This is a genomic window from Stenotrophomonas sp. 610A2, from assembly GCF_030549615.1.
GTDB classification, from domain to species: domain Bacteria; phylum Pseudomonadota; class Gammaproteobacteria; order Xanthomonadales; family Xanthomonadaceae; genus Stenotrophomonas; species Stenotrophomonas pigmentata.
Map to the genome: position 1 here is coordinate 1,406,585 of NZ_CP130832.1, position 20,128 is coordinate 1,426,712.

Annotated in this window: 12 protein-coding genes; 4 read left to right on the forward strand and 8 right to left on the reverse strand. The window is 63.5% G+C overall.

All coding sequences use genetic code 11. From position 1 onward, the window contains the following. Window positions 1-100: 100 nt before the first annotated feature. From Q5Z11_RS06390 to Q5Z11_RS06405, 4 genes are all read right to left on the reverse strand, one after another. Window positions 101-997 carry a transporter gene (locus tag Q5Z11_RS06390; protein WP_303749202.1) on the reverse strand — a complete coding sequence of 299 codons (897 nt, stop codon included), beginning with the start codon at window positions 995-997 and terminating at the stop codon, window positions 101-103. A 62-nt stretch (window positions 998-1,059) separates the two neighbouring features. Further along, window positions 1,060-3,039, reverse strand: a complete 1,980-nt coding sequence (locus Q5Z11_RS06395; RefSeq protein ID WP_303749203.1) for an alkyl/aryl-sulfatase — start codon at window positions 3,037-3,039, stop codon at window positions 1,060-1,062. 559 nt (window positions 3,040-3,598) lie between these two features. Next, window positions 3,599-5,248, reverse strand: coding sequence for a fatty acid--CoA ligase (locus Q5Z11_RS06400; protein WP_303749204.1), 1,650 nt, complete (start codon window positions 5,246-5,248; stop codon window positions 3,599-3,601). Between the two features lie 24 nt (window positions 5,249-5,272). Further along, window positions 5,273-7,114 (reverse strand): 3-hydroxybutyrate oligomer hydrolase family protein, encoded by a 1,842-nt coding sequence (locus Q5Z11_RS06405; RefSeq protein WP_303749205.1) that lies wholly within the window; start codon window positions 7,112-7,114, stop codon window positions 5,273-5,275. A gap of 89 nt (window positions 7,115-7,203) precedes the next feature. Here Q5Z11_RS06405 and Q5Z11_RS06410 point away from each other — a divergent pair, with 89 nt between their 5' ends. Then, on the forward strand, window positions 7,204-7,878 hold the full coding sequence (locus Q5Z11_RS06410) for a response regulator transcription factor (protein ID WP_282270318.1): 675 nt from the start codon (window positions 7,204-7,206) through the stop codon (window positions 7,876-7,878). Between the two features lie 46 nt (window positions 7,879-7,924). On the opposite strand, the gene Q5Z11_RS06415 is transcribed toward Q5Z11_RS06410, so the two are convergent. From Q5Z11_RS06415 to Q5Z11_RS06430, 4 genes are all read right to left on the reverse strand, one after another. Further along, window positions 7,925-11,266 (reverse strand): hybrid sensor histidine kinase/response regulator, encoded by a 3,342-nt coding sequence (locus tag Q5Z11_RS06415; RefSeq protein ID WP_303749206.1) that lies wholly within the window; start codon window positions 11,264-11,266, stop codon window positions 7,925-7,927. A 70-nt stretch (window positions 11,267-11,336) separates the two neighbouring features. Further along, on the reverse strand, window positions 11,337-11,822 hold the full coding sequence (locus tag Q5Z11_RS06420) for a MaoC family dehydratase (protein ID WP_303749207.1): 486 nt from the start codon (window positions 11,820-11,822) through the stop codon (window positions 11,337-11,339). Further along, complete coding sequence (locus Q5Z11_RS06425; RefSeq protein ID WP_303749208.1) at window positions 11,819-12,697, reverse strand: alpha/beta fold hydrolase; 879 nt, start codon at window positions 12,695-12,697, stop codon at window positions 11,819-11,821. Before Q5Z11_RS06425 ends, Q5Z11_RS06420 begins: the two co-directional genes overlap by 4 nt. Window positions 12,698-12,708: 11 nt before the next feature. Then, window positions 12,709-14,907 carry a TonB-dependent receptor gene (locus Q5Z11_RS06430; protein WP_303749209.1) on the reverse strand — a complete coding sequence of 733 codons (2,199 nt, stop codon included), beginning with the start codon at window positions 14,905-14,907 and terminating at the stop codon, window positions 12,709-12,711. 155 nt (window positions 14,908-15,062) lie between these two features. On the opposite strand from Q5Z11_RS06430, the gene Q5Z11_RS06435 reads away from it, so the two are divergent. The 3 genes from Q5Z11_RS06435 (at window position 15,063) to Q5Z11_RS06445 (ending at window position 20,108) form a co-directional block, all read left to right on the forward strand. Then, window positions 15,063-16,466, forward strand: a complete 1,404-nt coding sequence (locus tag Q5Z11_RS06435) for a GntP family permease (RefSeq protein WP_303749210.1) — start codon at window positions 15,063-15,065, stop codon at window positions 16,464-16,466. Between the two features lie 87 nt (window positions 16,467-16,553). Next, window positions 16,554-17,555 (forward strand): extracellular catalytic domain type 1 short-chain-length polyhydroxyalkanoate depolymerase, encoded by a 1,002-nt coding sequence (locus Q5Z11_RS06440; protein ID WP_303749211.1) that lies wholly within the window; start codon window positions 16,554-16,556, stop codon window positions 17,553-17,555. A 207-nt stretch (window positions 17,556-17,762) separates the two neighbouring features. Beyond that, a complete protein-coding gene (locus Q5Z11_RS06445) occupies window positions 17,763-20,108 on the forward strand; it encodes a TonB-dependent receptor (RefSeq protein WP_303749212.1) in 2,346 nt (781 codons plus the stop codon). Window positions 20,109-20,128: the final 20 nt, after the last annotated feature.

The following is a 20,128-nucleotide window of genomic DNA, read 5'->3' on the forward strand; positions in this document are numbered from 1 at the left end:
CCGGGGAGCAAAGGCTTCAAAAGAGAGCGGCGGCCATGCAACGTCATGGCCGCCGCGGTAAAGGGAGTCGGTGGATGCTTGCGGACCAAGAGGGCGGGGGCTACCAGATCTTGCTGTAGCTGATCTGCAGGTTCGTGGCACTTGGGGTATGGCTTTCCTTGATGGCTGTCCGCGTAACCCCTGCGCTGATCGCATCAGTAGGCGAGAAGTTCATGCTGCCGCTGACACCCAACCGTAGTGTCTTCTGCTCATTGTCCTGGTGGGCACCATCAACTCTTACCTCTCCCCCATGGCTGTAGATGGCATCAATGGCGACCCAGGCTGCCTGGCTCAGGTTCTTGCTGTAGTGCATGTCGACAACAAACAGCTCATCCTGCTTCTGCGTGCGCTCACGGAAGTAGGAATCGTTCTTCCCATAGAACTCGACGGCGCCGTTGATCGATAGCCATTCTCCTGGCCTGGTCGGCTTTCCCCAAGCCAACTGCGGCTTGAATGCCCAGCGGTTCTTGCCGGGGTTGATCAGGCGATCAGAGTGGTAGCTGCCGGTGGGGGCGGTGACGCCGATCGCGGCAGTGAGGTAGCTCTCGGGCGTCCACGCCGCGAACTCCTGTGGCGTCAAGGCAGGTGCACCATGGATATTGCCGAGAAAAATGGCAGTTATGTCACTGGCACCATTGATTGATCGCGACAGCTTGGTGCCCGCCAGCTCGGCGTCGATGAAAGCATATGGAACGACGAACTGGATCCCGCCCACACGCCCACCCATGTCAAAGGTGCGGGCGTAGCGAAGGATGGGGACGTGGGCGCTCACCTCCGCACCGTCGACGGGCAGGTTTGAGTTGATGGAAGTCTCGCTGTTGGAGTAGGTGTAGTACGCGTACAGGAAGTTCATGTCGATCGGCGCGTTCAGCCAATCGCGGGCACCGTCTGCTTTGGCCAGCATTGGAGCCATCGCGATCAACACCGCAGCAACTTTCAACGTGCGATGTCCATTCACAGGCTTCTCCCGTCATCCGGATATCCCTGGGTTCCATCCATACGAAGCATCATGAGTCTTCCTCAGGGAGTGACCACGTTGAAGTCGGGACTGAACGTGCTGAACATTCCGAACAGGTCTGTCAGCGCCTTGTGGTCGCCTTGGGCTTGGACCCGGCCGTTGGCAATGGCATCCTTGATCGACAGCGTGCCGAGATTGATCTCATCCAGCGTCGCTTTCGATAGCCTTACTTTGGCATCAGCGTTGCTGGCCAGCTTGCGGCTATGGTTGAGTACCGAGTTCTCGAGTGAGAGTGTGTAGGCCTCGGGGATGTCGGTGAATTCGAAATTGACGTTGATCACCTTGCCAAGTGCTTTCTCTGCATCCAGGCGCACGGCCAGGTAGTCGAAGAACATTTCCACGGTCATCGCACGAACGACATCAGGGCTGGCACTGCTGGCGGTAATGCGCGGGGTGCCATTGCGCAGTTCGTAGGCGCCCTGCAGATACACCGAGCGCCACGGCCCGGACTCTGCCTGGTAGCCCATCTGCTCGTATGCGGCGGCGAGCAGGGCCTTGCCTTCGGAACTGTCTGGATTGGCGAAAGCCACGTGACGCAGCACCATCGCTGCAAAGCGGTACTGGCCTTTGTCGATGTCGGCCTTGGCACGCTTCAAGATTGCAGCCTCTCCCCCCATGTACTCCACATATTTGGAGGCGGCTTCGGCGTTGGGAAGAACGTCCAGATCCGACGGATTGCCGGTGTACCACCCCATGTAACGTTGGTAGATAGCGCGCGCGTTGTGCTTGAGTGTGCCGTAGTAGCCGCGCCCCGACCACAGTGCATCCAGGCTCGGCGGCAGCTTGACCAGTTCTGCGATCTCGTCGCCGGTGTAGCCTTGATTGATCAGGTGCACGGAGCGGTCATGTAGGTATTTGTAGATGTCGCGTTGCTTCTTGAAATAGTCCTGGACCTGCGCCTGCCCCCATTCGGGGTGATGATGCGATTGGAACTTTACATCCGTCTTGTCGCCGTACAGGTCGATGGTTTCCTGGATGTACCTGGACCAGCCCAATGCATCACGGACCTGTGCGCCGCGCAGCGTCAGGATGTTGTGGAGGGTCGCCGTCGTGTTCTCGGCCATCCACAATGCGCGTTGTGCCGGGAAATAGGTATTCATTTCCGCCGGTGCTTCCGTACCCGGGGTCAGCTGGAACTCCATCTCAACACCATCGACAACCAGCTTCTGGCCGGTCTTGGAGATGTATTCGTTGGGTTCGATCAGGGTGGTGACGCCGCGCGGGTTCGTCAGCCCGAGGCCGGCACCGACGCTTCCTTGCGGTCCGCGCGGGAGCAGGGCGCCGTACATGAGCACCGAGCGGCGACTCATTGCGTTGCCAGTGGTGACGTTCTCGCTTACCGCATGCTCCATGAAGCCTTCTGGAGCGATCAGGCGCACCTTGCCGGAACGGACATCCTGTTCATTGATCAGGCCTTTGACGCCGCCGTAGTGATCCAGATGTGGATGGCTGTAAACGACTGCCACGATGGGATGTGAACCGAACTGCTCGGTAAGCAGCTGGTAGGAGGCGGTAGCGGTCTCAGGAGTGCTGCCGACATCGAACACGATCCAGCCGGTCTTGCCACGGACGAAGGTGATGTTTGCCAGATCGTAGCCCCTGACCTGGTAGATGCCATCGGTTACTTCAAAGAGTCCGTAATTCAGCAGCAACTGCGAGTTCCGCCACAGGCTTGGATTCACGGAGTCCGGTGCTGGTGACTCCGCGGTGATGAAAGATTTGTACGACTCCAGGTCCCATACAGGGCGACCGTCTTGGCCGGTGATCGTGAGCGTGTCTGGCTTGCGCAGCAGTCCGCGGGCTGCGTTTTCGAAATCGCGACGGTCGTTGAATGGAAGTGTCGTAAGCACATGTTGGTTGGCCTGCCTGGTTGCTGCACTGGCCGGGAGGCTGGGGGCGATCTGCTGGGCGGATACGTGGCCAGCTATCAAGGTCGCAAGAACGGTAGTGATGCCAAAGAACGAGATACCCGAAGAACTCATAGCCTGCCTCCTGTGAGAATTTTGGTATGTATCCTTGAAGCACTGCTGTAGTTGTTCCTGATGGGCTGCCGGAGTTCCCTCGACTCCTTCGCGGGCAGCGTTCGCGGACACCTGGGAGAACAGACGTTCCGGTGGAATGTCTGGTCCGAAGTGCAATGGTTCGGGGGTGACCCTATGAAATTCTTTCCCCACCCAAGATAAACACAAGTTGTTCCGGGTGTGTGTGAAGGCAGCTGTGGCAAAAGCAGTTGTTGTCTTGGCGTCTCGGTTCGCATGTACTGCTTGCGCTGCAAGAGCCAGGTGACTTGTAGCCCGTACTGATGTGTATTGAGCTCAGGCGTGTTTCACTCGGTCACCAACAGTATCGGTGGATTCCAGCCCAGTGTTGCTTTGCGCACAGGCGAATCATGCCCGTACAGCATCGCTGGTGGCCGAGCGAAATGCTACGGCTTACGGTCGTAAGAAGCGCCGTTCCAACAGGTCATCAATGCCCTGATCGAAGTTGGTCGCGCAAGGGTGATATCGAGATCACCCAAGGATAGCGGCTGCGCTCCATGGATCAGTTGCCCGGGGCATCATGCAGGCTGCGTAGTTTTTTCTTGTTGATCTTGCCGACGCTGGTGCGTTCTATCGCGTCGACGAAGCTGACGCGGTCGGGTATCGCGTAGCGGGAGATGTCGCCTGCTCGGCTGCGTGCGGCGACCAGCTCGATGATCTCTGCTTCGCTGACTTCGCCGCCTGCGCGCTTGACCACCAAGGGCAGCGGCCGTTCGCCCCACTTGGCATCGGCAATGCCGATCACCGCGACTTCGTTGACCGCCGGGTGCATGGCGATGATGTCCTCCAGCGCGAGTGAGGAGATCCATTCGCCACCGGTCTTGATCACGTCCTTGATGCGGTCGGTGACGCGCAGGTAGCCGCCGCTGTCGATGTTGCCGATGTCGCCGGTATGCAGGTAGCCACCAGCCCACAAGGTTTCCGAAGCCTCTGGATTGTGCAGATAGCCTTGGGTAAGCCATGGCGCGCGCACCACCACTTCGCCGGTGGCAATGCCGTCGCGGGCGACCTCGCTCATCTCTTCATCGACGATGCGCAGATCGACCAGCGGTACCGGTATGCCGGCCTTGGTGCGAAGCGACAGTTCTTCATCCGTGCCGGCCAGTGCGTCCACATCGATCTGGGCGAGGGTTAGCAGCGGGCAGGTTTCGGACATGCCATAGCCGCCGAAGATGTCGATGCCGCGCGCCAAGGCCTGTTGTGCCAAGGCACGTGGAAGTGCGGCACCGCCGATGATGACTTTCCAGTTGTGCAGATCGGTGTCTGCTGCGGCAGGATCGCCCAGCAGCATGTGCAGGATGGTCGGCACGCAATGCGAGAACGTCACCTTCTCGCGCGCGATCAGTTCCAGCAGTTTGCCAGGCAGGTAGCGGCCGGGATAAACCTGCTTGATGCCCATAAGTGTGGCCACATACGGCATGCCCCAGGCGTGCACATGGAACATCGGGGTGATCGGCATGTAGACATCTTCGCGGTGCAGCCGTCCCTGCTTGGGCGCACTGCCCAGTGCCGCCATCGCCGCCAGCGAATGCAGGACAAGCTGGCGATGGCTGAAGAACACGCCCTTGGGCAGACCGGTGGTGCCGGTCGTATAGAACATGGTGGCGCGGGTGTTCTCGTCGAAGTCCGGGAAGTTGCGGACCGGCTCGGCGCCGCGCAGACCGGCTTCGTACTCGGTGGTGAAACCGGCGGGCAGCGGGCCTGCTTCATCGTCCAGCAGCACCCGTGTGCGCAGGTCCGGCAGCTGTTCGTCGATGCTCTCCAGCACCGGCAGGAACTCGCGGTTGGCCAGGATGACGCGCGCGCCGCTGTGGTTCAGGGTGTAGGCGATCTGTTCCGGGGCCAGGCGGATGTTCACCGTCATCAGCACCGCGCCGATCATCGGCACCGCGAAATAGCTTTCAAGGTAGCGGTTGCTGTCCCAGTCCATCACCGCCACGGTGTCGCCGGGTTTGACTCCCAGCGAGGTCAGCAGTCCGGCGAGTTGGCCGATGCGCGCCTGCAGGGTGCGGTAGTTGAAGCGGACCCTGTCGCCGTAGACGATCTCCTGATCGGGATTTACCGCCAGTGGTGTATGCAGCAGCTGCTTGATCAGCAGCGGGTAGGCGTAGGCGCTGGATTCGGCGGAGCTTGCGTCGGCTGCGAATGACATCTGTATATCCTGGTTGCCAGCGGGTCAGCGGCCGGAGGTTGCGGGAATGGACAGCTGCGCGCGCTGCAACGGCGCTTCCGCACGTGGGGTCGGCTGGATCAAGGCATCCTGCGGCAGGGCGTGCGTTGGATTCTCGAGGTGATCCCACATCTGATCCATTGCCGCGAACATATAAGGCAGCAACGGCACATAGCGCTTGCGGTAATCCGGGAAGGCCAGCAGCGAGTCGAAGTGCTGGCCATTGCTCACCCGCCAGTAGGCGATCTGCGCGCCAGCCTTGCGTGCAAGCGGCACATAGCGGTCGCTGGTCATGCTGATCGGCACCAGCCCGTCGTCGGTGCCGTGGATGACGACGATTGGCAGGCCGCGACGCGGCGCCTTGGCGGCAGCATCCGCGATGCCGGCGCGCACGCGCTTGGCATCGGCGCTGTCACCCAGGCCGAGTGCACGCAGGCAGTTCAGCCCGCGCAGCGGATCCTCCGCCGACTGGGCGGCATTGCCGTCCACCAGCACAACGCCACTGCCCGGTGGAATGCCGCTGCCTTCGCTCCACCAGCTTGCACGCAGCTCGGCGGCGGCAGGAACAGGCTTGCCGTCCGCACCGACAGCGGAATAGCTGTAGGCGCAGGGGTATTCGCCGGCGCCGTAGCGACCATAGGCCGAGGCATAGGTCACCGCGATTGCACGCCACAGGTCGAAACCGGTCGAGAACGCACCGGCGCGCAGCGCGCCATCGCTGAGCCCCGCGTCGGCGAGTTGCTGGCGCGCCGACTGTGCCTGTGCGGCGGTGTCATCGCCGTGCACCAGCCCGGCCGATTTCAGGACGGCACAGCGCTGCGTCCATGCCGGTGCTGCCTGTGCCTGCATCGGTGGTTGCGGCAGATCATCCAGCGCAAGCAGCGCGCAGGGCATCAACAGTGCGGATTGGGTGACGAAGTCGTAGAGCGGTGGTGCGTCGGCTACCGAGACATTCGGCTCGCCTGCGACCATCGCATCGAACCAGTCGCCCTCGATCTCCGCCGCACGCAGTACCGCGCCACCGCCATTGGAAACACCTGCGCCCAGCGTGCGCGTATTGGCCGGGGTGAACGGTGCCGATTGCGGATAGGCGCGATCCAGTGCCTGCAGGCCGAACTGCAGCGCCTGCAGAAGATGTTGGCCCCAGTCTGCTTCCGGGTTGTCACCGGAATGGGCGTGTTTGAAGGCGATGCCATGCGTGGCTTTGGCATCGGTTGGAGCGAACGCCAGTGCGCCTTGCGTCGCAGGCGTGCCGTCGGCCTGGAAGCCGCTCCTGGCATCCAGGTCGTAATAGTCGCTGCCGGTGCCCTTGTCGGTATATGCGACCGCGCAACCGTGGGCCAAGCCCCAGCTGCCGGCGACCGAAATCGCGCCATAGATGCCGCGCGAGCCGGAGGAGGCCGCCGCTACCAGGCAGCGCTTTGCTGGGACGAAATTGTCGGGAACCTGCACCAGCACGCGATGCGGCTGGCGGGCGCCGGGGATGCGCGCATAGGCAGAGAACTCCCGGCCTGGCGCAGCCTTCAGATTGCCGTAGACATCGCCGAAGCCGCCGCCGGGGGTGAGGTCGGCGATGCCGCGCCAGCTGCTCCAGATCGCGCGGCGGCGGGTTTCTTCGGCGGTCGGCTGGGCCGCGCTGGCGAATGCCGGTGCGGTGGTGGCGCGCAGGCCATCGAGTCCCAGGCCAGCGGTCAGCAGATCATCGCTGCCGCGGTGCTCGGTTTCGCGCCATTGCTCGAACGTTGGAGCCGCAGCACTCGCGGCGCGCTTGGCGGCAGTGGCGACGGAAACGCAGCCCAACAGCGGCAGCGCGGCGCAAAGCAGGGTAACGGGGCGGGGGATGTTCATTGCCACACACTAACAAGCCAGTGTGTATGTGCCAGCGTACCTAGGTACCCGTGCCCGGTAGCTGGCTAATTTGCTAACCTCGCCTGGACATGCCGACCCTGCTCATTGCCGACGACCACCCCTTGTTCCGCGCCGCCTTGCATCGCGCGGCCGAAGAGGCGGTTGATGACCTGCAGATCAGCGAGGCCGATTCGCTGGACAGCGTGCTGGAAGCGATCGAGAGCGAGCAGATCGACCTGATGCTGCTGGACCTGCATATGCCGGGCAACCATGGTCTTGCCGGTCTGGCGACGATCCGCGCCCTCCAACCCGGGCTGGCGATCATCATCGTCTCGGCCAATGAAGAGCCGCATGTGATCCGCCGCGCCATCGACCTTGGTGCTGCCGGCTACCTGCCCAAGAGCTCGGGGCTGGTGGACCTGCAGCAGGCCCTGCAGACCGTGCTCGATGGCGAGCGCTGGATACCGGCGATGCTGCGCGAAACCGTTGCCCGGGTTGCGCCCTTCAGCAAGGACGCCGATCTGGCTGCGCGCCTGTCCAGCCTGTCCGCGCACCAGTACAAGGTATTGAGCCTGGTCGCCGAAGGCCTGCTCAACAAGCAGATCGCCGATCGCCTTGGTGTGCAGCTGCGTACGGTCAAGGCGCATATGACCCGCATCATGGGCCGGCTGGGCGTGCGCAACCGCGCGCAGGCGATCCGCGTGCTGCACGAAATGGGCCTGAACGATCCATCGCGGCAGATCGAAGAGACACAGGACGCCTGAGCTGCGGCGCGGCCTGCGGCCGGCCGGTTCAACGGCGTCTGCGGTATCAGCCCTCGACCGTGCTGCGGGTTGCCAGCAGGTGGTTGATCGCCCAGCGCAGCGCCAGTGGCTTGAACGGCTTGTTCAACAGCGACAGCCCGACTTCGCGCACCGCCTCGCGCGTATCGCTGCCGGTGTCTGCGCTGAGGATCACGGTGGGGCGCTGCCGGCGCGCGCCATCCAGCCGCTTCCACAGTTGGACGCCGGTATCGCCGTCATCAAGGTGGTAATCGAACAACCATAGGTCCGCTTCGTGTGCGGATGCATCGATGTCCTTGCCGTCGCTGTAGGCGATCACCTCGCAGCCCCAGGCCAACAGCATCTGCCGCATCGCCTGCAGCGCATCGGCATCGTTGTCGACCACCAGCACCCGGGTGCCCTTGATGGTGCTGTTGCCAGCGGCAGGTAGTTCATTGCGTGTTGCCGGCGGCGGCGTTGCCCGTGACACGGTGATGGAGAACGCCGAGCCGCGGTTGACCACGCTGTGCAGGCCCAACGGCGCATGCAGCAGGCCGGCGATACGGTGCGCAATCGCCAGGCCAAGGCCGAGGCCCTGGCCGTTGCTGCGGTCGCCGCGATGGAATTCCTCGAACACCACGCTCTGTTGTTCGGGCGTGATACCTGGGCCGCTGTCGTGCACGCCGATTGCCAGCTTTTCGCCGTGGCGACGCACGCCGAGCAGCACGCCACCACTGCGGGTGTAGCGGATGGCGTTGGCGAGGAAGTTCTGTAGCACGCGGCGCAGCAACAGCGGATCGCTGTGTACCCAGACGCGGCTGCGCACGTAGCGGAACTGCAGGCCGCGCGCGGCCGCCAACACGGCGAATTCCTGTGCCAAGGGATCAAGTACGGTCGACAAGGCGAACGGGCGCGGATCGGCGACCAGTCCACCGGCTTCCAGTCGCGATATGTCCAGCAGGCCAGACAGCAGATCATCGGTGGAATCCAGGGCGCCGCGGATCTGGCGCAGGAAGCTGTCCAGGAATTCCGATTCGATGTGCTGCGACATCGCATCGGTGAGCAGCTGTGCGGCGTGCAGGGGCTGGATCAGATCGTGGCCGACCGCGGTGAGGAAGCGGGTCTTGGCCACGTTCGCGCGCTCTGCTTCGTGCACGGCCTGTTCCAGCCGAGCGGTGCGGTCCTGCACGCGCAGCTCCAGGGTCTCGTTACTGCGCTTGAGCGCATCCTCGGCCATGCGGAAGGCGGTGACATCGGTGAAGGTGGCGACGTAGCCGCCGCCGGGCATCGGGTTGCCACGGATTTCGACGATGGTGTTGTCGGGGAAGATGCGTTCGGACAGATGCGGCGTGCCACGGCGCATATGCGCGATGCGACGGTTCAGCGCCTTGCCGACGTTGTCACCCGGGGCCTCGCCGATCTTCAGTTCGCCCAGCGCCCATGCGGTCAGGTTGGCGACCGGCTGCCCGACCTGCAGCAGTTCGGGCGGGAACTTGAACAGCGCGGCATAACGGCTGTTCCAGGCCACCAGCTGCAGCTGGGCATCAACCACGCTGATGCCCTGGCTCATGTTTTCCAATGCGGCTTCCAGCAGGCGCTGGTTGAAACGCAGTGCCTGCGTCGCTTCACCGACGGCGCGGGTAACCGCATCCAGCGGCGCAGCGCCGCCATCACGCGCGGCCTCGACCAGCAGCCGTGCCATGCCGGCGCCGACCACGGCGGTGAGTTCACGTTCGATGGCGGTGACCCGGTCGTCATCCAGCATCTGCCCGGCATGCCCGTCCATCAGCTGCCGTGCGCGTTCCTGGCCGAGGAAGCGGCCGGCGGTCTTGCGCAATGAGGCAGCGGCTACCGCATCGCGTTGCAGCGGTAGCGAAGGGCGGATCGCGCGTGACACCAGCGCAACGGTGATCAGGTTGACCGCCAGGCTGGCGCCCATGCTGATGGCGATGTGGCCGGGCTGCATGCGCAGCGAGAACAGCGCCAGCCAATGCAAACCTTCGCTGCCCACGGCTGGATCCGGTGCAGGTATCACCATCGGCAGCAATACCAGCCACAGCCAGACCAGCGAACCCAACACGATGCCGGCCATGATCGCGGGCGAGGGTGTGCGCGGCCGATACACCGCCAGCAGCACTGCCGGTGCCAGCTGCGACAGGGCGGTGAACGACATCAGCCCGAAATCGCTCAGCGCTTCGGTACCGCTCATCGCGCGGCTGTACAGCCACGACATCAGGAACACAGCGAGGATGCCGGCGCGACGGAAGGCCAGCACGCGCGGGCGCAGGTCGGCACCGGCATCGTTGCCGCCGCTGTTCATGCCGCCGAGCAGATGCGAACCAAAGCCGTGGTTGCCGAGCATGATCGACAAGGTCAGGCCGGACAGGATCATCATGCCGGTGGCTGCGCTCAGGCTGCCCAGGTAGGCAAGCAGCGCCAGCAGGTGGTGGCCGCGTTCCTGCGGCAAGGCCAGTACGTACAGATCCGGCGATACCGACGCCGGCAGTTGTGCAGCACCGGACAAGGCCATCGGCACCGACGGCAGGCCAATCAGCAGCAGGTAGAGCGGGAACAGCCAGCGTGCGGTCTTCAGATCAGAGGACTGGCGCAGCTCGACGACGCCGACATGGAACTGATGGGGCAGGGTGAATGCCGCCATCGCACCCAGCGCGACCATGGTCAGGAAATCGGGGATTACCGCTGGCGGCGGCAGATGCGCCATCTTCTCCAGCAACGGCGTGCCTGCCTGCTGCACGGATACCGCTGCATACAGGCCAATCGCCAGCAGTGCCGCGAGCTTGAGCAGCGACTCCAGGCCCAGCGCGACCACGATGCCGCGGTTGTGCTCGGTGGCAGAGGCCTTGCGCGCGCCGAACAGCATGGTGAAGGCCGCCATTGTCAGTGCGAACCAGAACGACACGTCCAGCTGCCAGCCGCTGGCGGCGAACTGGTCACCGAGCAGTGCGGCCAATCCCTGCCCAACGGCTTTGAGCTGCAGGGCGATGTAGGGAATGATGCCCAGCAGCGCCACCAGGGTGATGGTGATGCCCAAGCCTTGGTCGGTGCGCAGTCGTGCAACCACCAGGTCGGCGATGGTGGCGCTGTTGTGCTGCTTGGCCAGCCTGCCCAGGCGCGCGAGGAAGGGCAGGCCAAAAGCGAAGATCAGTGCCATGCCGATCAAGGTCGGCGGAATCGGGAAGCCCCATTGCACGCCTTGCGAAGCGGCGCCGTAATACGTCCACGCGGTGCAGTGCACGGCCAGTGACAGCGCATAGATGGCTGGCCAGATCCTGCCGAGGCGGTGGCCCTGGCGCTCGCCCCACAGGGCAACGCCGAACAGCAGCACGGTCCACGCGATGCAGGCGAACAGGACGATGGAGGGCGTCAACATCGCTCCAGTGTAGAGAGAACCGTGGCCGGCGTGCTGGATGCCGGCCGGCTGCTTGCCGTGCGGGTATTCGTCAGGGCGCGATCACGACCAGTGACAGCTGCTCGGCGGCCAACGCCACCTCGCCGCCGGGCTGCAGTTCCACGCTCTTGTGCTGGGTCAGCAGCCATTGCCCGGGCTGGCGCGGTTCCAGTGAAACCAAGCGTGAGCGTACGCGGATGTCGGAGCCGCTGGGAACCGGCGCCAGAAAGCGCACCTTGTTCAAACCGTAGTTCAGTACGTGGGCGATGCCGGGAAAGCCGACCAGGGCGGCTACATCTTCTTCGACCGTGAGCGAGAGCAGCAGGAAGCCATGGGCGATGGTCGTCCCGCCCGGCAAACCTGCCTGCGCACGGACCGGATCAACGTGGATCCAGTTGTGGTCACCGGTGGCCTCGGCGAAGGCGTCGATGCGCGCCTGCGCGATGTGGGTGGACCTGCCAAGGCGTTCGCTTGCGGCCCATTGCTGCAATGCCTGCAGGGCTTCCGGCAATTCCCGGGTCGTGTCACCGCCGCTCATTGCAGGCGTCCAAGCAAGGCCAGGATCGCATCACGCGCCTCGGGCTCGGACAACGTCGGTGCGTGACCAACATCCGGCACGACGACCAGGCTGGCGTTTGGCGACGTAGCCGCCATCTGCTGGGCGACATCGGCCGGCAGGATGTCCGACAACGCACCACGCACCACCAGCACAGGCACCCGCGCGGTCAGTCCGCGCACCGCGCGCCACAGCACCGGCCGCAGCAGCCACAGCACCCACGGCCGGGTGGTGCGGATGATGGCTGGGTCATAGTCCAGTTCCAGCAGCCCATCGTCGCGCTGGCGGAAGCTGCGCGAGGCCATCGCCCGCCAGTCTTCGGCGGTGAAGCGCGGGAAGGATGCTTTGCCGATGGATTCGGCGTAGGCAGCTGCCTGATCCAGATCCATCGGTGGCAGTGGCTTGCCGGCGTACTTGCCGATCCGCGCCAGGGCTTCGCGTGGCACCTTAGGGCCGGCGTCGTTGAGCACCGCTGCTGCGATCAGCTCCGGTGCACGCGAGGCCAGGGTGATGGTGACCAGCACGCCCAGTGAGGTGCCGATGAACACCGCCTTGGCGATGTTCTGCGAACGCAGTAGCGCCACCATGTCGTCGGCGTAGGTGCGCGGGTTGTAGCTGGTCGGGTCGGGCGCACGTGCCGAACCCGCACGGCCGCGCAGGTCGACCGCAAGCACGCGCCAGCCGACATCAGCCAGCGTTTTGGCCAGCGCATCGAAATCAGCGGCATTGCGGGTCAGGCCGGGAATGCAGACCACCGTGCCGCGGGGCGATTGCCCCGCGGCCGGTGCATGGTCGCGCGCGTGCAGGCGCAGGCCATCGTTGCTGCTCCAGTACAGATCATCGTAAGACTGGGTCATGCAGGTGTTTCCTAGAAATCGTAGCGGACGCTGAGACTGTACTGGCGCGGCGGGCCATAGAAACCGATGAGGGTGCCGACCGCCGGAATGTTGTAGCCGGTGGTGCGGTATTCCTTGTCGGCCAGGTTGGTGCCCTGCAGCGAGAAGGTCCAGGCGTCATTGAGCTTCCAGATCACGCCGGCATTGACCAGCCCGTAGCCGTCCTGCTTGATCACCGGGCTCAGGTCGGTGGTTGGCCATACTTCGCTCTGGTAGCTGTAACCCACGCGGGCGGACAGGTTGCTGCCATTGGCCAGCTCGGTGCGGTATTCGACGTTCAGCGCACCCGAGAAATCCGGTGCATTGGTGAACTTCATCTGGTCGGCGACGTTGACGCCACGGTCCATGTACTCGTCGTACTTGGTGTCCAGCCAGGCCAGGTTGCCGGAGATCAGCCAGTTGGCGGTGGGCAGGAACTGGTACTCGATTTCCAGGCCGTTGACGGTGCCCTTGCCGGCATTGGTGAAGTCGCCGAAGAAGGCATCGTTGACGCCGTCACCATTGGTATCGATGCCGGTGAACACCGACAGCTGGATGTCCTTGTACTTGTTGTGGAAGGCCGACAGGTTCAGGAACAGGCGCGAGTCGAGGAAGCCCATCTTGCTGCCGATCTCGAAGCTGTCGACGGTCTCGTCGTCGAACGGCTCGGCCGAGCGCGGTACCGCCACGGCATTGGCACGGATGTTGTAACCGCCGGACTTGAAGCCACGCGTGGCCAGGCCATAGACCATGATGTCCGGGGTGATCTGGTAATCCAGCGACACCTTCGGCGAAACGTTCTTGAAATTGGTGGTCTTGTCGAAATCGGCTGCAACTGCGATCGGGCGGCTGAAGGTCGCGTCCGAGTAGAAGCGGTTCAATACGATGGCGCGCTTGTCCTCGTCGGTGTAGCGGGCGCCGACATCGAGCTTGAGCTTGTTGGTCAGGTCGAAGGTCCAGTCGGCATACAGCGCGATGCTGTCGGTCAGCACCTTGCCGCGGGTATCGCCGAACTGCAGGTTGAAGAAGTTGTTGCGGATCTGGCCACCGGCCTCGCCACTGAACTGGTACAGGCCAACCACGCCGCGTACTCGGCCGCCGGCGTCGTAGTTCAACTGCAGCTCGTTGCTGACCTGGTTGTCCTCGTAGAAGCCGCCGACATCGGCCAGCTTGACCGGCGTGGTGTCGAAGTCGATGTTGGAGTGGCTGTCCGATTCGCGCTTGGCGACCACGTACTTCAGTGCGATGTCGTCGTTGGGACGCCAGTTCACCGTGGCCGAGGCGCCCTTGGTCTCGACGCTGTTGAGGTTCTGCATGCCCGAGCGGATGTCGTAGCGGTCATCCATCGGCGGGTAGGCCGGGGTGAACGGGTTCGGTGCCAGCATCTTCGAACCACGCATGCCGGACTGGTCATCGATCCAGTCCAGGGCGAACTGCACATCGAAGTCGTCGCCTGCATAGGCGCCAAGGTTCAGGCGTGCGGCATTGATCTGCTTGTCGCTGATCGGCTGGCCGGTCAGCGTGTTCTCGCCGAAGCCGTCGCGGTTCATGCTGGCCACGGCGATGCGTCCGCGCAGGCCGCTGTCGGCGCCGCCCAGCGGGCCGCCGATGGCGGCCTTGGCATCAAGCTGGTTGTAGTTTCCGGCGGTGACCTGGGCATAGCCCTCGACCTGCGTGGGCAGGCCGCGCGAGATGTACTTGATCGCGCCGCCAATGGTGTTCTTGCCGTACAACGTGCCCTGCGGGCCGCGCAGTACTTCGATGCGTGAGACGTCGAACACGTCCAACAGGGCACCCTGCGGGCGCGCGATGTAGACGTCATCCAGATAAATGCCCACGCCCGGGTCCGCGCCCCAGGTGGGATCGGACTGGCCGACGCCGCGGATGTAGGCGGTGACCGTGCTGCTGGCGCCGCGCGCCGCGTAGATGGTCAGGTTGGGTACCTGTGAGTCGAGATCGGCGATGTCCTGCACGTTCAACTTGTCCAGCGCTTCGGAGGTGAAGGCGGTGACCGCGACCGGCACTTCCTGCAGGGTTTCCTCGCGCTTGCGCGCGGTGACGGTGATGCTGTCCAGGTTGGTGGCCGAAGCGGCCTTGCCCTCCGTCGCCGCAGCCGGTTGTGCTTCCTGTGCCAATACCGGCCCGGAGGCCAACAGCGCGCCGATCATCAGGCTCAAACAATTCCGCTTCATTCGGTCCTCCCCAGGCAAGTGCGTTGTAGATGGCCGCATGCCACCCTCGGAGCCAAGGCTAGCGACGCAGGTGTGCACCAGCGAGTGGACCTAGGTCCAGTCGGCAGCGGCCATCAGATCAGGATACTGGGCGCCTCTCCACTCGGAAGCGCCGTATGTCGTTACTGATCGTACTTGCAGCGCTGGGTTTCCTCATGCTGGTGGCCTACCGCGGTTACAGCGTGATCCTGTTCGCGCCGATCGCCGCGCTCGGCGCGGTGTTGCTGACCGACCCGTCGCTGGTGGCGCCGATGTTCACCGGCTTGTTCATGGACAAGATGGTCGGCTTCCTGAAACTGTACTTCCCGGTGTTCCTGCTGGGTGCGGTGTTCGGCAAGCTGATCGAGCTGTCCGGGTTTTCCAAGTCGATTGTTGGCGCGGCGATCCGCCTGTTCGGCCCGCAACGGGCGATGCTGTCCATCGTGCTGGTATCCGGCCTGCTCACTTACGGCGGGGTTTCGTTGTTCGTGGTGGTGTTCGCGGTCTACCCGTTTGCTGCCGAGATGTTCCGCCAGAGCAATATCCCCAAGCGGCTGATTCCAGCGACGCTGGCGGTGGGCGGTTTCAGCTTCACCATGGATGCGTTGCCGGGTACGCCGCAGATCCAGAACATCATTCCGACCACGTTCTTCGGCACCGATACCTGGGCCGCACCGGTGCTCGGCATCCTTGGCAGCATCTTCGTGCTGGCGGTGGGCATGGCCTACCTGGAATGGCGCCGCCGTGTTGCCGTGCGCAACGGTGAGGGCTATGGCGATCCGGCGACGTTGGTCAACGAGCCGGTGCCGTTTACCGGCACCAACCTGGCGCATGCGGGTATTGCGGTGTTGCCGCTGCTGCTGGTGTTCGTATCGAACAAGCTGTTCACCCTGGGCATTCCGCATTGGTATGGCGCCGAGCACAGCTTCGTGCCGTCCATCCTCGGCAAGTCGGCGCCGGTGGTGCAGGAGGTGCCGAAGATAGCTGCGATCTGGGCGGTGGAGGGGGCGTTGCTGGTTGGCATCCTGTCGGTGATGGTCTTGGCCTGGCGGCCGGTCGTGACCCAGTTTGCCGATGGCACCAAGACCGCGATCAGTGGCGCCTTGTTGGCCGCGATGAACACTGCCTCGGAGTATGGCTTTGGCGCAGTGATTGCTGCATTGCCGGGCTTCATGGTGGTAGCCAATGCCCTGGGCTCGATCAAGGACCCGCTGATGCATGAAGCCGTTACCGTGACTGGACTGGCCGGTGTCACCGGCTCCGCCTCGGGCGGCATGAGTATCGCTCTGGCGGCGATGTCGGAGACCTTCATCGAGAACGCGCAGGCAGCCGGCATTCCGATGGAAGTGCTGCACCGGGTTGCCTCGATGGCCTCTGGCGGCATGGACAGCCTGCCGCACAACGGTGCCGTCATCACCTTGCTGATGGTGACCGGGCTGACCCATCGCCAAGCCTACAAGGATATTTTCGCCGTGACCATCATCAAGACCCTGGCGGTGTTCGTGGTGATCGGCATCTATTACGCCACCGGCTGGGTTTGACAGCGGCGTCGCAACACCCTCTGGAAGGCTGGTCCACGAGGATTTCCGGTACGACTTCATCCACGACTCACGCATGAGGATCTGGCTATGAAATCTGGAATCGTTTCAATCAAGGCTGTTGTACTGCTGCTGTGCAGCTGGCTGGCGGCGGGCAGCGCGTTCGCGCAAAGCGCTGCAGGCCATTGGGATTTCGGTGTGTACGGCAACCTTTTCGGCGCCCGCGAGTACCAGGTATGGGTGCCGGCGGGCTATGAGGCAGGCAAGCCATTGCCGGTGCTGCTGGTACTGCATGGCTGCGTCAACGGGCCCAACCTGATGGGCGAAGCCTCGGGCTTCAATGATGTCGCCGATGTCGAAGGCTTCATCGTGGTCTATCCGCGGCAGAACGTTACCTCCAACCCGACGCGCTGCTGGAACTGGCAGCTGCCGATCAACCAGGCGCGTGGAAGCGGTGAGGCTTCAATCCTGGCCGGGATAGTCGATGCGGTGAAGGCCGGCTACGCGGTCGATCCGCGCCGGGTGTATGTCACTGGCATTTCCGCTGGCGGTGCGATGACCTCGATCATGCTGGCCTGCTATTCGGACGTGTTCGCTGCCGGTGCCATCCATTCCGGCGGCATGTACAAGGGCGCAACCACCATATCTGGCAGCGCCTATGCGTTGTTGGCGGGCAGCATCTATTCGCCGGAGAGCAATGGCAAGCTTGCCTGGCAGTGCTCCGGCTCGCCGTCGCCGCGCCCGTTGCCGGTGCTGGTGTTCCATGGCAGCGCCGATGCCACGGTCAACCCGGTCAACGGCCAGCAGGCGGTGCGTCAGTTCCTGCAGACCAACGATCTTGCTGATGACGGGCTGGACAATGATTCGGTCAAGTACGTGCCGACCAGCACCATCGCAGGCCAGGTTCCGGGTGGACGCGCGTACACGGTCAAGAACTACACCTACGGCGGCAAGACCCTGGTCCAGGACTATCTCGTGCACGGGATGGGGCATGCCTGGAGCGGCAGCCAGTCAGGCCTGCCGTTCACTGACCCGAAGGGGCCGGATGCGACCTTGATTACCTGGTTGTTCCTGAAGGACCAACTACGCTGAGCGCCTGCAGCGCAGGAGCTGATTGAAGCGTGTCGTCGCCAGCGTGGGAGCCGATTGCTCTCGCGCTGGCGTTCTGCTTCAAGGGCTTCCAGGTTGGCAATGCCATCGAATTGAAACCTTGTGAAGTGATGATCTGCGCGCCTCATGCCGCGCAGTCAGCCCTATCCGGGCTGAGCGCAATCATCAACTGCCAACCAAGGCCATTCCATGCAGCGTCACCGCATCACTTCTGCAGTTACCCGCGTTACCCACGACTTCCCGCGTCGCTCGCTGCTGGCCCAGGCCTGCGCGCTGTTGATCCTGCCGCTGGCCGCACAGACCGCGCTGGCCCAGGATGCCGCGCCGGCGGAGGCGCGCAGCGCCGCCACGGCGCTGGATACCATTACCGTCACCGCCGAGCGCCGCGAGCAGAACCTGCAGGACGTGCCGGTGTCGGTGGGCGTGGTGCAGGGCGAAGCCCTGCGCAGCTATACCGAAGGTGCCGACGATACGCTGCTGGCGCTGTCCGGCCGGGTGCCCAGCTTCTATGCCGAGACCACCACCGGGCGCATCTTCCCGCGCTTCTACATCCGTGGCCTGGGCAACATCGACTTCTACCTCGGTGCCTCGCAGCCGGTCTCCATCATCCAGGACGACGTGGTGCTCGAGCATGTGGTGCTCAAGTCCAACCCGGTCTACGACGTGGACCAGGTCGAAGTGCTGCGCGGCCCGCAGGGCTCCTTGTTTGGCCGCAATACCACCGCCGGCATCGTCAAGTTCGATACCGCCAAGCCCAGCCAGGACCCGAGTGGCCGGGTCAACGTGAGCTACGGCAGTTACAACACCGTCGCCATCGACGGCGGCATGGGCGGCGCGATCAATGATGTGCTGTCCTACCGCGTGTCGACCCTGTACCAGCACCGCGATGATTGGGTGGACAACACCTATCGCGGCCCCAGCGCCGACGGCACGGTGACGCCGAAGAACGACACCATGGGTGGCTACGACGATCGCAACCTGCGCCTGCAGCTGCTGTACAAGCCGAACGAACAGTTCTCGCTGCTCGGTTCCGTGCACACCCGCGACTATGAAGGCACCTCCACCCTGTTCCTGCGCAATGCGCTGGTGAAGGGCAGCAATCGCACTGACGTGCCGCGCGACAAGGTTGCTTTCGACGAGGCTGACAACAACCCGCAGGCCTACAAGACTCATGGCGGCTCACTGAAGGCCACTTATGATTTCGGCAACACCACGCTGACCTCGATCAGCGCCTACGAGACTACCTCCGGCTACAGCCGCGGTGATACCGATGGCGGTGCCGCGGCGAACTACCCGGTCAATGGCCTGCCCAATGGTTACGGCCAGTCGATGGGGCAGGTGCAGGACCTGGATCAGTTCACCCAGGAGCTGCGTCTGGCCTCCAATGACACTGATCCGCTGTCGTGGCAGGTTGGCGCGTTCTACTTCGACGGGCGTGATACCACCGATTTCTACCAGCGCGCCTGGTTCCTCAACGCACCGGCACGCAATCCGAACAACTGGGTGCGCCTGCGCAACATCAATACCTCGTGGGCAGGCTTTGGCCAAGTGAGCTGGAAGGCCACCGATGCGCTGACCTTGACCGCGGGTGTCCGCGCCACCAAGGACGAGAAGAGCACGCGCCTGCTGAAGACCGCCGACACCGCCGCCGGGCTGGTGACCTACAAGGGCCGCCACAACGTCGAGATGTCGGATACCCAGCCGAGCTGGGACCTGAGCGCGATGTATGAGGTCAGCCCGGAGCTGAGCCTGTACGCACGCGTGGCGCGCGGCTTCCGTGGCCCGACCATCCAGGGCCGCTCGGCGGTATTCAATGCCGATTTCACCACCGCCGATTCGGAAACCATCCTGTCCTGGGAAGCCGGCATCAAGAGCAGCCTGTTCGACAACCGCCTACGCCTGAACGTCAGTGGCTTCACCTATACGGTCAACGACATCCAGCTCAACGGCAACGATTCCAACGGCAACGGCGTGTTGTTCAATGCCGACAAGGCGCGTGCCTATGGTCTGGAAGCCGACATGGATTGGCGTCCGATCCCGAACCTGTCGCTGACCGCCGGCTTGAGCCTGCTGCACAGCGAGATCCAGGACAAACGCGTCTATGCGCAGGTCTGCGCGTTGAATGGTGTTGTGGTGTGTACGGTCAACGACCCGACCATCAAGATCGGCAGCAACGTCTACGCCCAGATCGATGGCAACCCGTTGCCGAACGCACCCAAGTACAACCTGAACCTGGCTGCGCGTTACGACATTCCGGTAGGTGATGATGGCGCGGTGTTCTTCGCCACCGATTGGAACAAGCAGGGCGAAACCCAGTTCGTGCTGTACGACAGCAAGGAGTTCTACTCAAAGGGCAACTTTGAAGGTGGCCTGCGTGTTGGCTACACCGGCGGCTACGGCGCCTGGGAAGTGGCGGCGTTCGCCCGCAACATCACCAACGAGAAGAACCTCAAGGGTGTGATCGAGAACTACATGGCGGCGGTCTACAACGATCCGCGCATCATTGGTGTTTCGTTCAACTACAACTGGCGGTAAGCCGCTTTAGCTTTGCTTGG